The organism is Nostoc sp. DedQUE05 (assembly GCF_034530955.1).
Lineage (GTDB): Bacteria > Cyanobacteriota > Cyanobacteriia > Cyanobacteriales > Nostocaceae > Nostoc.
On record NZ_JAVRCB010000060.1, the window covers coordinates 1 to 13,843 of the forward strand.

The 13,843-nt window shown below is 40.6% G+C and carries 15 protein-coding genes; 7 read left to right on the plus strand and 8 right to left on the minus strand.

Annotation, left to right across the window (positions count from 1 at the left end):
• Positions 1 to 11 precede the first annotated feature (11 nt).
• Entirely contained in the window at positions 12 to 806 is a 795-nt protein-coding gene (locus RMZ42_RS30945; protein WP_322675010.1) for an SDR family NAD(P)-dependent oxidoreductase, read from the minus strand.
• A gap of 204 nt (positions 807 to 1,010) precedes the next feature.
• On the minus strand, positions 1,011 to 1,334 hold the full coding sequence (trxA, locus tag RMZ42_RS30950; protein WP_292829099.1) for a thioredoxin: 324 nt from the start codon (positions 1,332 to 1,334) through the stop codon (positions 1,011 to 1,013).
• Between the two features lie 80 nt (positions 1,335 to 1,414).
• Here trxA and RMZ42_RS30955 point away from each other — a divergent pair, with 80 nt between their 5' ends.
• Entirely contained in the window at positions 1,415 to 1,765 is a 351-nt protein-coding gene (locus tag RMZ42_RS30955) for a helix-turn-helix transcriptional regulator (protein ID WP_322675011.1), read from the plus strand.
• Between the two features lie 248 nt (positions 1,766 to 2,013).
• Here RMZ42_RS30955 and RMZ42_RS30960 read toward each other — a convergent pair whose 3' ends face one another.
• Positions 2,014 to 2,250 (minus strand): hypothetical protein, encoded by a 237-nt coding sequence (locus tag RMZ42_RS30960; protein WP_322675012.1) that lies wholly within the window; start codon positions 2,248 to 2,250, stop codon positions 2,014 to 2,016.
• Between the two features lie 253 nt (positions 2,251 to 2,503).
• Here RMZ42_RS30960 and RMZ42_RS30965 point away from each other — a divergent pair, with 253 nt between their 5' ends.
• The 3 genes from RMZ42_RS30965 to RMZ42_RS30975 all read left to right on the plus strand — a co-directional run bounded on the left by RMZ42_RS30965 (position 2,504) and on the right by RMZ42_RS30975 (position 4,034).
• Entirely contained in the window at positions 2,504 to 2,884 is a 381-nt protein-coding gene (locus RMZ42_RS30965) for a hypothetical protein (protein WP_322675013.1), read from the plus strand.
• 1 nt (position 2,885) lies between these two features.
• Positions 2,886 to 3,299, plus strand: coding sequence for an HNH endonuclease signature motif containing protein (locus RMZ42_RS30970; RefSeq protein ID WP_322675014.1), 414 nt, complete (start codon positions 2,886 to 2,888; stop codon positions 3,297 to 3,299).
• A 120-nt stretch (positions 3,300 to 3,419) separates the two neighbouring features.
• Positions 3,420 to 4,034 carry a pentapeptide repeat-containing protein gene (locus RMZ42_RS30975; RefSeq protein ID WP_322675015.1) on the plus strand — a complete coding sequence of 205 codons (615 nt, stop codon included), beginning with the start codon at positions 3,420 to 3,422 and terminating at the stop codon, positions 4,032 to 4,034.
• Between the two features lie 157 nt (positions 4,035 to 4,191).
• Here RMZ42_RS30975 and RMZ42_RS30980 read toward each other — a convergent pair whose 3' ends face one another.
• Positions 4,192 to 5,469, minus strand: coding sequence for a glycosyltransferase (locus RMZ42_RS30980; RefSeq protein ID WP_322675016.1), 1,278 nt, complete (start codon positions 5,467 to 5,469; stop codon positions 4,192 to 4,194).
• 124 nt (positions 5,470 to 5,593) lie between these two features.
• On the opposite strand from RMZ42_RS30980, the gene shc reads away from it, so the two are divergent.
• A complete protein-coding gene (gene shc / locus RMZ42_RS30985; RefSeq protein ID WP_322675017.1) occupies positions 5,594 to 7,516 on the plus strand; it encodes a squalene--hopene cyclase in 1,923 nt (640 codons plus the stop codon).
• Positions 7,517 to 8,270: 754 nt separating this feature from the next.
• Here shc and RMZ42_RS30990 read toward each other — a convergent pair.
• Positions 8,271 to 8,717 (minus strand): molybdopterin-binding protein, encoded by a 447-nt coding sequence (locus RMZ42_RS30990; protein ID WP_322675018.1) that lies wholly within the window; start codon positions 8,715 to 8,717, stop codon positions 8,271 to 8,273.
• A 377-nt stretch (positions 8,718 to 9,094) separates the two neighbouring features.
• Here RMZ42_RS30990 and RMZ42_RS30995 point away from each other — a divergent pair, with 377 nt between their 5' ends.
• Entirely contained in the window at positions 9,095 to 9,892 is a 798-nt protein-coding gene (locus tag RMZ42_RS30995; protein WP_322675019.1) for a hypothetical protein, read from the plus strand.
• A gap of 395 nt (positions 9,893 to 10,287) precedes the next feature.
• Here the strand turns inward: RMZ42_RS30995 and RMZ42_RS31000 are convergent, their stop codons facing one another.
• From RMZ42_RS31000 to RMZ42_RS31005, 3 genes are all read right to left on the minus strand, one after another.
• Positions 10,288 to 10,947, minus strand: a complete 660-nt coding sequence (locus RMZ42_RS31000; protein WP_322675048.1) for a sugar transferase — start codon at positions 10,945 to 10,947, stop codon at positions 10,288 to 10,290.
• Between the two features lie 287 nt (positions 10,948 to 11,234).
• On the minus strand, positions 11,235 to 11,480 hold the full coding sequence (locus tag RMZ42_RS34850; RefSeq protein ID WP_416211846.1) for an STAS domain-containing protein: 246 nt from the start codon (positions 11,478 to 11,480) through the stop codon (positions 11,235 to 11,237).
• Between the two features lie 102 nt (positions 11,481 to 11,582).
• The gene (locus RMZ42_RS31005) at positions 11,583 to 12,467 is read right to left on the minus strand and encodes a WecB/TagA/CpsF family glycosyltransferase (RefSeq protein WP_322675020.1); all 885 of its coding nucleotides are present in this window, start codon (positions 12,465 to 12,467) and stop codon (positions 11,583 to 11,585) included.
• Between the two features lie 1,082 nt (positions 12,468 to 13,549).
• Between RMZ42_RS31005 and RMZ42_RS31010 the strand changes: the two genes are divergently transcribed.
• Entirely contained in the window at positions 13,550 to 13,843 is a 294-nt protein-coding gene (locus RMZ42_RS31010) for a hypothetical protein (RefSeq protein ID WP_322675021.1), read from the plus strand.

Here is a 13,843-nt window from a genome sequence, read left to right on the forward strand (position 1 = left end):
AATCCCACACACTAAACAATCGATCGAATAACGCCACCATCTACCCGCAAAGCTGCACCATTAGTTGCCGATGCTACGGGACTAGAAAGGTAAACTACGATCGCTGCTACTTCTTCATTTGTTGCAAAGCGTTTGATTAAGGAACTTGGACGCACATTTTGAAAAAACTCCGCCTCAACGTCAGCGCGAGTAATACCGCGTTCTTGTGCCAGGTTGGTGATAAAATCTTCAACTCCTTCGGAACGAGTTGGCCCTGGAAGGACGGAGTTTACTGTAACTCCAGTCCCCACAGTCATTTCTGCTAAACCTCTGGCAATGGCAAGTTGTGCCGTCTTAGTTGTGCCGTAGTGAATCATTTCCACTGGGATCTGAATAGCAGATTCGCTGGAGATAAAAATTATCCGCCCCCAGTTTTGCTCTAGCTGCTTTTGCAGATATTGCCGACTCAAACGAACTCCACTGAGAACGTTAACCTCAAATATTTTTAACCAGTCTTCATCAGTAATATCAAAGAAGGTTTTTGGCTCATAAATACCCACATTGTTTATGAGTATATCAACGTCAGGAACCTCTTGAATGAGTTTCTCTATCCCTGATGCAGTGGCTGTGTCAGCAACAACACCAGAAACTTTTGCGTCGGGTGTAGAATGCTTAATTTTAGCGATCGCTTGAGCTACTCGTTCTTCAGACCGACCGTTGACAATTACTGATGCACCCTCTTGAGCTAGCCCAAGAGCGATGGCCAAACCAATACCTGCGGTTGAGCCACTGACCAGTGCGGATTTACCATGCAATTTCAAGTCCATTTCGCTCTTTCCCCGTTATTTGAAACAAAACGATCTGGGATTGGGGACTGGGGAGAATGCGAGGGGGACAAGCACAAAGGTCTAAGCGCCGGAAGTCGGCGCTCAGAACTTTAGAAGAACAAGGAAGGGGGACAAAGAATATTCAACAAGTCTCTCCCCAATTCCCAGTCCCCAGTCCCCAGTCCCTAATCCCCTTAACTTAAATTAAAGATGCTGTGCTAAGGTCTTATTCAAGGTAGTTTTTGGAACCGCCCCGACGACAGTATCAACCTGGCGACCTCCTTTAAAAACCATCAATGTCGGAATGCTGCGAATTCCATAGTGGCTAGCGACAGTAGGATTTTGATCTGTGTTCAACTTCACAAATTTCACCTGTCCTTCGTATTCAACAGCAACTTCATCGACGACTGGGCCCACCATCCGGCAAGGGCCGCACCACGGTGCCCAAAAGTCTACTAATACCGGAATTTCACTTTCCAAGACTTCTTGCTTGAATGTGGCTTCTGTGACGTTTGTAATGGATGACATAAATTGCCTTCCTACTTAATTCTATAATTCGATAATATCGAATAATAAAAATATATGCCACCTGATGAGATAATGCAACTATGAGATTCCTTTATCATCCAGATAGAAAAAATATTTCTTTACCAGGCGTGTTGTATGCATTGGGCGATCCGGTGCGGCTAGAGATTGTGCGGCTGTTAGCGAGTGAGGGGGAACAATGCTGTGCGAAGTTTGATTTTGCGATCGCCAAATCAACTATGTCCAACCACTTCAAGATTTTGCGGGAGTCGGGGATAGTCTTGACACGCAAAGAAGGGACACACCATATTAACATCCTGCGGCGTGAAGATTTAGAGGTGCTGTTTCCAGGGTTATTGGATGTGGTATTGAAAGCTGCTCAACCATTACCTGTTGAATCTGCCAGTACTAAACAAACAGTTTCAAGGATTTAGGGGTATTGGGCATGGGGCATGGGGCATGGGGCATGGGGCATGGGGCATGGGGCATGGGGCATGGGGTATGGGGTATGGGGCGATCGCTCTTTTCAAAGGGCGGATAACCTGATATGCTTTTTCAGCCTTCTCAATTGATACTTGAGGTATTGGCGATCGCAGCCTGAGAACTGCTAGATCGACAGTATGTCCGAATCTAAGGATTCAAGAACTGTGAGAATTTTATATATTATGTTCAAATCTGGAGGTCATAAATAAACTTGCAACCAGGATTTATAGCGTCTGGCGAGTTCCTGAAGAAAATTGAGTTCTTCACCCTCAAGATTATTAAATAGGTTGCGATATTGCCAACCACGCTCGTAGCGACTCAGCATTTCTTCTGGAGTAAACCGATATACATCAGCAGTTTGCCAACAAATTGATTCCAAAAAAGGCAGCTTTTTAGGGACAATAACAGGATTATTTGTTGGTGTTGCGGTTGTCATAATTCTTTTAATCAACCACTTTTGGCTTACTTTAATTTTAGCTTTCACGCCTTATATCACGCCATGGTATTTGAGAAGGACAAATCAATGACGAAATATAAAGCGGGCGATCTAAAAAAATCTATCTGCCGCTAAGTATTGGGGTGTGATGCCCTAATTGAGGCAATAGCATCTGATGCAGAGGTAGGTTTGAAAGCTATAATTAGGATACAACACATATTCTTAAAAGTGCAAAATCGCAACAAAAGCACCAATGGCAGAATTCACTATTCAAATTCCCGATGAACTAGCTCAACGTTTAGAACCTCTGCAAAATCGCTTACCCGAATTGCTTTGGCGATTACTAGACGTTGTTAATCTACCAACAAATATTCAGCCAACAGTTAGTCCTGAGACTACAAATATTCCAGCAGTTTATCAAGAAGTTATTGATTTTTTGATTAAGGGGCCAAAACCAGAAGAAATTATTAATTTTAAAGTTTCATTTCAATCTCAAACACGCCTACAAGAATTACTAGAAAAAAATCGCTCTGCAACACTCGATCAAATGGAATTAGCAGAATTAGATGTTTACGAGCAGCTAGAGCAGATGATGATTTTATTAAAAGCACGAGCTTATTCTGCAATCAGCTAACATGACTTCTAATTCGATTTCTGTAGAACTCCGTAGGTTAGTGTTCCAGAGAGCTTCAGCACGCTGTGAATATTGCCAAATCCATCAAAACTTTTCTATTTATACCCATGAAGTAGACCATATTATTGCTGTCAAACATGGGGGTGAAACTACTGCTGAGAATTTGGCACTTTCATGTTTATCCTGTAACCGTCATAAAGGCTCTGATTTCGCTACTATAGACCAATTTACTCAAGAAATTGTCCCATTGTTTAATCCCCGCCGCCTGGTCTGGGATGAACATTTTTATCTTGAGAAGGCCAGGATAGAAGGAAAAACTCAGATTGGTCAAGGGACTGCAAGGTTACTTCAATTTAATGTTCCCAATCGGGTGCTTTCTCGACAAGTATTGATAAGTCAAGGACAGTACCCGTAGATATAAGATCAAGTCCAATTTTGCTCCCAGAGCAATAGGGAATTGAGTAAACTTAAGAAATGTTAATGTTACTGAAATTGAAATATAGTTCATTCCAGAATTTATTGCGGAGGTCTATAGATGAGGATAACTGCTCAGGAGTTGCTCCAGCGATATGCTGCTGGGGAGAGAGATTTTAGTGGGGTTGACTTGGAAGGAGCTAACTTGGTTAGAGCTAATTTGAGTGAAGCCAAGTTGAGGGGAGCTAATTTGGCTAGAGCTAGTTTGAGAGAAGCTAATTTGGCATATATTTTTCTGGAGGATGCCAACTTGGAAGGTGCTGACTTGATCGGTGCCAATCTTGAGGATGCTAGGTTGATGCGTGCCAATTTGAGTTACACCAATTTGCGAGGTGTCGATTTGAGAGGGGCAATTTTGTCTAATGCCAATTTGACCAGCGGTAACCTGAGATGTGCTAATTTGGCTTGCTCTTCCTTGGATGGCGCTAACTTGACCAATGCTAATTTTACGGGGGCTGTTTTGGACAGTGCTACTTTGACTGATGTTGAGTTCGCTGGGATTAATTTGGATTGGACTATCCTGACCAATACTGATTTCCGGGGAGCCAAGAAACTGGGTATTCCACCCTTGGAACAAACTGGAATGCTCTTTCCCAGTAGCAGAGGCGCTCTCTTCTTGGAAACCTCGTTTCCAGATGGTGAGATCATCCAAGGTCTATACTACAGAAATCCCTGAATCTAGCAGATGATCAGTCATTGAAGTTTCAGCCAGTAAAGATGATTTAAGAGGTGAATCAATTGGCTTGTTTTTATTATCAACACGTAAAGCTATCTTATTTTGAATAAGGTCTTTTGCATCTTGATTCAAATTTTTAAATCTAATTTTATCCCAGCTATAAATTATCTGGGCTGTGATAAACTCTTCCTTTCCAAGCGCCGCCGCGCCCTTGCCAATGACGGAGTGCTGAGTCTAGAGTCATTAAAGTATAAAGAAAAGCGATCGCAGGTAAACTAAAAGCGAACCAGACAGAACATTTATAAAAGCGGATCGTCGGGTAGTAAGCAAAAGTCATTAATAGCCATCCTAATATACCTGTAAGTGCGATCGCCGAATTACTCGAAACTGCACCCAGAATCACACATACAGGTGGAGCTAAATAAATTAGAGGCATTCCCACCAAAGTTCCCAATAATATTAATGGTGAATAATTCAGTTGGGTATAGGCAGTACGAGCAACCATATCCCAAATCGTCGCTAGCGAGTCATAAGGGCGCAAGCTTCGAGTCAAGCTACTCAATCCCAGCCAGATACGACCTTGACTGGGCATTGGGCATGGGGCATTGGGCATGGGGCACTGATTATTAATTCTTCTCCCCCTGCTCCCCTGCTCCCCTGCTCCCTGCTCCCTGCTCCCTGTTCCCCCACTCTTCTTAACAGCTTTAGCCAAGGCGCAATCGTCAATTAAAGCTTGGCGAATCACTTGAATTCCCCCGATTCGCTCTAAAGCTTCTCTACGAATCAAAATAGATCCCCCGGCGGCGGCGGCTGTAGGATTGTTGGGATTATTCACCCAGCGAAAAGGATAGAGTTTTTGAAAGAAAAAGACGAAAGCTGGAATCAAAAGTTTTTCCCAAAAGCTCTCACACCTGAGTCGCACCATTACCGAAACCAAATCTAAATCTTCCTGCACAGCTTTCTTCACGAGTCGGCAGAGATTACCAGGATCGTGTTCGATATCTGCGTCAGTCAGCAAAAAATAGTCAGGTGCTAATAAACTCGCACTTTTGATACCTTGCTCAACTGCCCAAAGTTTGCCCGACCAACCAGGAGGTAGTGAAGCGCCAGAAATAATATGCAATTGCTGAGGTTTCCCAACAGCGTGTGCAACTCCTTCGGCAAAATTTGCTGTCCTGTCTGTGCTGCGATCGTCTACTAAAAACACGTTGAAAGAACCAGGATAATCTTGAAGTAGGAGCGATCGCAAACTAGTTGGTATTAACTCAGCTTCGTTACGCGCTGGAACGACCGCACAAACCACAGGTAACGATTCTAGCTGAGTTTCTGTAAACTCTAATTGCTGGTCTGTTTGCCAAAACTGTCCCCAAAAACCCAGTAATACTAACCAAATTGTCAACGATAAGAGCATCAATCCTAATACAATTACATCCATGACCTATTGCAAATTATCAGTGACTCAGACAGAATACTATGTCTATTGATAGAGGAAAAAAAATTTTTTTGCTGTACTACCGCGTTCATATCTAGTGTTGGGTGTTGAGGTTAAATAGTTTTTCATGCAAACACAAGACAGGGTAAAAGTCAATAAAGTTGCAGATGCGATCGCAGCTAGCCAAGAATATCTGCTTTCAATTCAAAATCCGGCAGGTTACTGGTGGGCTGAGTTAGAATCTAATGTCACCATTACTGCTGAAGTCGTCCTACTGCATAAAATTTGGGGAACAGACCAAACCAGACCTTTACACAAAGTTGAAACATATTTGCGTCAACAGCAACGAGAGCATGGCGGCTGGGAACTTTACTACCGTGATGGCGGAGAACTTAGCACTTCGGTTGAAGCCTACATGGCTCTAAGATTGCTAGGCGTACCAGCAACCGATCCGGCGATGATTCGGGCGCAAGCTTTTATTCTTCAACGGGGTGGGATCGGCAAAACTCGGATTTTTACCAAGTTGCACCTAGCCTTGATTGGCTGCTACAACTGGCGCGGTATTCCCTCGCTACCACCTTGGATAATGCTGTTGCCGAAAGCTTTCCCTGTCAATATCTACGAGATGTCTAGCTGGGCACGTTCTAGTACAGTACCATTACTGATTGTATGCGATCGCAAACCTGTTTTTCTCACCGACTCAGCTATCAACCTAGATGAGCTATACGCTGAAGGTATCGATCGAGTTCAGTGGGAATTACCTGAAAGTGGCGATTGGACGGATTTATTCCTCACTCTCGATAAAGGTTTTAAGTTGGCAGAAAGCCTTAATTTAGTACCCTTTCGTGAAGAAGGCATCAAAGCCGCCGAAAAATGGATTTTAGAGCGCCAAGAAGCTACAGGCGACTGGGGCGGCATTATTCCGGCGATGTTGAATTCCATGCTGGCTTTGCGGTGTCTGGATTATGACACAAACGACCCGATTGTGGAACGAGGTTTGCAAGCAATTGATAACTTTGCCATTGAAACAGAGGATAGTTATCGAGTTCAGCCTTGTGTTTCACCCGTCTGGGATACAGCTTGGGCGATGCGTGCTTTGATAGAATCTGGCTTTGCACCAGATCATCCTGTCGTGGTAAAAGCTGGCGAATGGTTGTTGCAAAAACAAATTTTAGATTACGGAGATTGGGCTGTCAAAAATCGCCAAGGAAAACCAGGGGCTTGGGCTTTTGAGTTTGAGAATCGCTTTTATCCCGATGTAGACGACTCGGCGGTGGTGGTGATGGCACTACATTTGGCGAAACTCCCGAATGAAAAAATCAAGCAGGCTGCGATCGCTCGTGCCTTAAACTGGATTGCATCTATGCAATGTAAACCAGGCGGTTGGGCTGCTTTTGATTTGGATAATGACCAAGATTGGCTTAATTCCATCCCTTATGGCGATTTGAAAGCGATGATCGATCCAAACACCGCAGATGTTACCGCTAGGGTACTAGAAATGCTGGGTGCTTGTGATTTGTCAATTGATAGTGATAATTTGGAGCGATCGCTTACTTATCTTTTGCGCGAACAAGAAACCGAAGGCTGTTGGTTTGGTCGTTGGGGTGTAAATTATATTTACGGCACCAGTGGCGTTTTGTCAGCTTTGGCGTTAATCGATCCTCAAAGACACAAACTCAGTATAGAACGGGGAGCAGCTTGGTTAGTTGGATGTCAAAACCCAGATGGTGGTTGGGGCGAGACTTGCCGTAGTTACAACGATCCCAGTCTCAAAGGCAAAGGAAATAGTACTGCATCTCAAACTGCTTGGGCTTTAATTGGGTTGATAGCAGCAGGTGAAGCAACAGGTAAATTAGCTCTTGATGCGATCGAGCGGGGAATTGGATATTTGGTGGCAACTCAAAAGCCAGATGGTACTTGGTTTGAGGCAGACTTTACAGGTACTGGTTTCCCTTGCCATTTTTATCTCAAGTATCATCTGTATCAACAATACTTTCCTTTAATCGCACTAGGTCGCTATCAAGCAGCGATTGCGATCAAAGAAGGTTAACATTCGTTTTTAGTAAGGTAGCACGCCTATGCTACCTTAGCTCGACTTTATCCAAAATTAAGAACTTGCTTATCTTGATACGGCAAAAACCCTAGCTTTTTGGCAAAAACTTTTTCCATGTCACTGATTATCGGTTAAATCTAAAAAGTAAAACTACCGTCCCACAAAGGTTTCAGTGTCAGGTTTTGGGTTTCGTAAAAATGGATAAAGTCGAGCTTAGAGGATGTCTGAGAAGTATTAAATATTTCGTCCGATCCCCCCTAGCCCCCCTTGAAAAGTGGGGAAAACTTCTAAAAGTCCCCCAATTTATCGGGGGATTTAGGGGGATCTACAAGTCTCGAATACAACACTAAAAAGTTTTCAGACATCCTCTTATCGTGTATTCCATTAATACGAAAACCAGCTATTACATCAATACTTTTCGGATAAACCCAACAATCTCTTTTTTGGTCTGGGGGTAAGGCTAATGGGTTTGCGGATAAAGGTAAATTCAAACCTTTTCCCTTTCCCCCTTAACCCAAAAGTATTGGTTATTACATAAGCGATCGCATCAACTATATTTACTCAAGTAAAGAAAGTTTATTCTCTTAATATTTAACTATAGGACTCATATTTGATTTCTGAAAAAACTCAGTACACCTTTATTCCTATCTTCCCAGTCCCAGTCCCCAGTCCCCAGTCCCTAGTCCCCGATCTTTACAAGTAATCAGGAATCAAATAGGATTGCTATATAACGCCCCAAATCAACGTATTTCTATTCTCTGGCAATGACAATATCGTTAGATTTAATAACTGCATAAGCTTCTTTTCCTTCAGATAATTCTAACTCTTCTGCGGAAGCTCTGGTGATAATCGAAGTTAATTCTACTTTGTGAATAATCTCCAAAGTAACCTCACTATTAACTGCTCCATAAACAACTCGTTTAACCACACCTTTAAGAATATTGCGAGAGCTAACTTTTAGTGGTTTCTTTTGAATACTACTTTCTATGTTAGGCTTTTGAGTGTAATAGATATCTGCCTGTTGTTCCTGCTGAGTTGGTGGTGATATTGGTGCTAAGTTTTGCTGAGTGAGACTACGCACGAGTTCCCGCAGAATCTCAGTCTTAGTGCGTTGAGACTGTTCGCAGAACTCCTCTAGAATCTTCCGCTCGTCCTCTGAGGTTTGAAATGTAACCCATCCTTGTTCTTTTCTTGGCATAATAATATTATTATCAATTTTGGTTATCTTGGTAAAATTCTACCAAGTATCAATTCGATACGTCGTTTTAGTAATAACATTTTTTTGTCGGTATTTTCGGCATTTCTACCGCAATTAATCAACTATTCTCATATAGTTAACTACATATATATTTATTTTTTTCTAGATGCGAAATATTTTGTTACTTGAGATTGTCTAAACCATCACTAAAATGATACCAACTAAGATGGTATAACATTAGTCTATGGTATTTGTTGGGATAGCTACGCTTATGCAAGGATAATCTAACAGAAAATTCCACTGGCGACGCCGAATAGCCCGTCGCAGACATCGCGTGAGTGCCGTAGGATTATTTAACGTGAGTTCACAGCCGGGGGATGAAACACTTAAAATCACGTTCTCAAGACTTGCGGAGTTTATTTGAGAACAATATCACCATTGAATACGTGGCAGAACCCCTAAAAGCTATGCCAGCTGATGCGGAGGCGAAAGAAGTGCTGCATTGGATGCAAGCACAAAATTTTGATGTTATCGGCGTGGAGACGGGAGATATTATTAGCGGTTATGTAGAACGCTCTAGTTTGATCCCAGGCAAAAAAGGTAAATGTAGCGACTATCAACGGGTGTTTCATCCCAAAGAACTGATTGCCATTTCCACCCCACTGATAAAGTTGCTACCCATTTTGCAACAAACTCCGCGATTGTTTGTCTTAGATTGCAATCAGGTAAGTGGTATTGTCACCTGTGGTGACTTGCAGAAAGCACCCGTGCGAATGTTACTATTTGGCTTAGTAACGCTGCTAGAAATGAATTTACTACGGCTGGTGCGGATTTACTATCCTCAAGATTCTTGGCAAAAAGTCCTTAAACCTGAGCGCTTAGAAGTTGCTCAACGACTATGGCGAGAAAGTCAGGAAAGAAACGAAGCCACCGATTTATTAGATTATCTACAATTCTGCGATAAGCGAGAGTTGATTTTAAATCAACCAGAACTTCTCCAGCAACTAGGACTAAAATCAAAACGGTTTGGCGAACGTTTCCTCAAGTCTGCTGAACAGTTGCGAAACCGATTAGCTCACGCCCAAAATTTAGTTAGTGGTTCCTCTTGGACAGAATTGATTTCTCTAGCACAAGCGATGGAAAAGCTGTTAATTCATTGTGAGGAAGTTGAGTAAATTAGTTAGGTTTTTTTAAAATTATTGAACTAGCAAATCAAATCCGCTGCTGTCCAAAATACTCATGTAGAGACGCAATAAATCATGTCTTGTTTGAATAAAGTTGAACTGAGAGGATGTTTGAAAAGTTCGTTGTCGTTATCAAAAGTTTTAGCTTCCTCTAAATTCCCTTTTTCAGGTGGGTTAGGACGGATCTAAAAGTGCCTAAAGTCACAACAAAACACTTTTCAAACAACCTCTTAAATCCTTTAATTGAGTCAGAGACAATACTTCAATCTGCGATGTCTACGACGGTTTTTTTACGAGATGCACTTGCGTTCGCCTACACAATTTCGGAGGAACTGTTGCAAGCTTATTTTTCAGTGAAGTTATAACTTTTTTCGATTAACTCTGCGTTAGCAGGCACCACTCTTATCTGACACAACTTTTAAAGTTTTGAAGATTAGACTAATATCATAAACTATAGACCACTTACGTTGGTAGTCTAAGTCCATATGAACAATATCTTCAAAATCTTTAATACTGGAGCGACCATGAGCTTGCCATTCACCAGTCATACCCGGCTTGACATTCAAACGTTCCCAGTGGTGCTGTGAGTAGTGTATCACTTCATTAGGAGTAGGAGGGCGGGTGCCTACTAGACTCATTTCCCCCAGCAGCACGTTCCAAAACTGAGGGAGTTCATCTAAGCTAGTGCGGCGGAGAAACCTTCCTACACAGGTAATGCGGGGGTCATTCTCATTTTTGAATATCCGATCGCTTTGAGCTTCATTCTTAACTAGATGCTTAAGTTGGTCAGCTCCAACTGACATCGAACGGAACTTCCAAATTCGGAAGTGACGCCCATTCAAACCACAGCGAATTTGACTGTAAAATATAGAACCTGGGCTATCTAACTTAATCGCGATCGCAATCGGAATTGCTAAGAATACTGTAATCGATAGCCCAATAACAGCACCCAAGATGTCAATCATTCGCTTGGCTTTACTGATGACAGAGGGATGAACTGGAACTTTAACTTTAGGAAGAGTATGGGTATCATCTAGAACTTGCATATCAAAACGATGGGGAGTAAAAGTATTAGACATGGTAATTGCAGTTTCAGTAGTAAGTCGATCAACTCGATCGTCTGTACATTTACTTATTTCAGTACCCTGTAAAAGCGAGAATGAGATTTTCTAATAGGTTAAGCAAGTAAATATGTCACCAGTCAATCTGTTCTTTAAGATATTTGCAATGACGGTAGCGATCGATGCTTCATATTTAAGCATTCAACATCATTACGACGGCATTTAGTTATCATAAATTTCAAACACTGAATCCATCTGAGTCAGTTCAAAAATCATCCGAACAAGTGCTTGCAAATTACCGAACAATAGGCACTTGAACGTCTAGACAAAACCTCCTTAAGTAAAGCGATTAAGCTTGAACTATCCATAAAATTTACTTTGACTAGATCAATCACCCAAAGATGTTTGGGGTGAGGTACTAAGCTAGATAGCTGTTCCCTTAAGGTATTACCATGCTCAAAATCTAAGCATTGCTGAGTTTGAATCACGATCGGTTGCCTTTCTTGTGTCAGAGTCATAAGTTTTATAGATTTAATTAACTAAGAAGCTGACTTTCAAAAGCATGAAACTGTGTGGTTTACCACACATACTCGTTTCATTATATTTAACTGATAAGGTATTTAAGAGCCAGGATTATTTGTTATTTTATTTATCTGAAATTTCTGTTGCAAAATTAACCAAAAAAATGGTAATCCTTCTATTAAATATCTTTTCCATAATCTTTGAGGCTCCGATACCATTCTATATAACCATTCAAAACCCATATTACTTATATATTTTGGTGCCCTTTGTATATTACCTGCTTCAAAATCAATAGTGGCACCTATTGCTAAAAATATTTTGATATTTGGCAGTTGGTTTTTGTATTTATATATCCATTTTTCTTGTTTTGGTGCGCCTAGCCCAACGGCTAATACTGTGGCGTCTGAAGAATTAATCATCTCAACTATTTTTTTACATTCCGCTTCTTTTTTTTCAAATCCAAAAGGTGGTGAATATGAGCTGACAATTATATTTCTATGAACCTTGGCATTAATTTTCTCTTGAGCTTTAATAGCTACACCTTGTGCTGCACCTAATAAAAATATTTTAATTGTTTCATTTTGTTTGTGGAAGTTATAAAATGCTGGAAAAAAGTCAGAACCGGAAATTTTTTCTTGGATGGGCTGACCTAAGAAACGAGATGCATATATTAAAATTTGACTATCACATAGTTTGTAATCAGCAGTCTTATAAGCTTCAAGAAATTCACGATCGTTTTGCAATTTCATTATGTGATCTACATTGGGAGTAAATACAGTACCATATTTAAGATTTTCTAAAACTTCTGTTGTCAAGACATTGTTAATCTCAATATTTAAGAGATTAACCTTTTGTACTTGGTTGTTCTCCCATTCAAAGGATTTACCCTGATGTCTTAAAAGTTGTACTAGGAAAAAACTGAGTGTTTCAGATGAGAAAATACGGTCAAAGCGAATGTTAAAGAGACTATTTTTTTGTGCCATATAACTTTGAAGTTCGCTATCTACAATTGAGAAATAGTAAAATTTAGAACATTGCCGATGTTTTCTGCTTATGCGGGTATATTTAGAGTGTTACGTTTGGGTGATATCAAACCATATAAATGCTAAAAATATGAACAATGTCTGTTGCCAGACTTCAATTTTTATCTGTCAAAGCTTTTAATACAGTTGCATTGCTACGCATAAGCACCATAAAAGATTTGGTGTTGCTGAATTATGGGATGATTTCACTCAGTTTTGAACGGCCTTTCAATTGTTTCAACTGCCAATTTATACCGCATTCATGCAACGCCATAGATTTGATAGGACTTGAGACTTTGTTCGCGAGGTTGAGTCAAGACTTAGTGAACTCTACGTATACTTTCTTACGCAAATACCGATAGAAAATACTATCTGATGGCTACTTAAATTATTTTTTATACAGTATCCTAATGAGGAATAAAATTATCCAGCTAACTATCCGTTTGGCTGTGGCGTACAGATAGTATAAATTTCATAATAAGATAATTAGGCACGGAAAAACAAACGTATGTTTAGTTTTTTCAAACCTGTACAGTAACCAACTTATAAGCTATTCAGCGAATTTACATTTCTTTACATAGCTTACTTTTTTAACACTGATTGACTGACTACAGGACATAAAAAACCAAAAAAATTAGAGCTTTGACAACTACAGAAATAAGATAACAAACAATTATTGCCACCCAGAATTGATGTTGAACAGATGATATGTTGAGTGAAAATATTTCCAGTAGCGAGTGAGAATTTCTGTTTCTCTCGTCATTTTTATATTCAGGTAATAATGGCAGTCTGTAGAGTTGTCAGATTGCAATTTAATTGCTTATGCTTTTTATCTGTTAATGACTTAAGCCTCTTTGAGAAAAATAAATCTTTCTTCTTTCTATCTTTTTGCTCTTAACTGATGATTTAGCTCAACTTATTCGCCCAAGCCTTATTGTTACATCCATTCAATACTGGGCGGTTACGCCATCGCACTTCCTTTGCGATCGCTAAAACCATTGTTGTATAGTAGGCATTTCCCGTTTGCAGATAAGTATATAAATATGAAAAGACACCGAATTATGGTTATTGGTAAAAATGTCATGACCGTGCAGCGCGTCAGCAGTCATTGCTTAAAACAAAATGCAGAAGTTTTTCCATATTATTGTATTCCCACGCCGGAAGAGATAACTTTGTTTGAACCTCATATATTGGTGCTATGTCTACCCATACCTGAGCAATTCCAGCATGAACTACTTCAGCCTTACATTTTGTGGTCAGAACAACTCGTGAATGACATCTCACCACTGGCTACCACTTTGACAGAATTATCTGACTGTTTACATAAATTCCTCTAA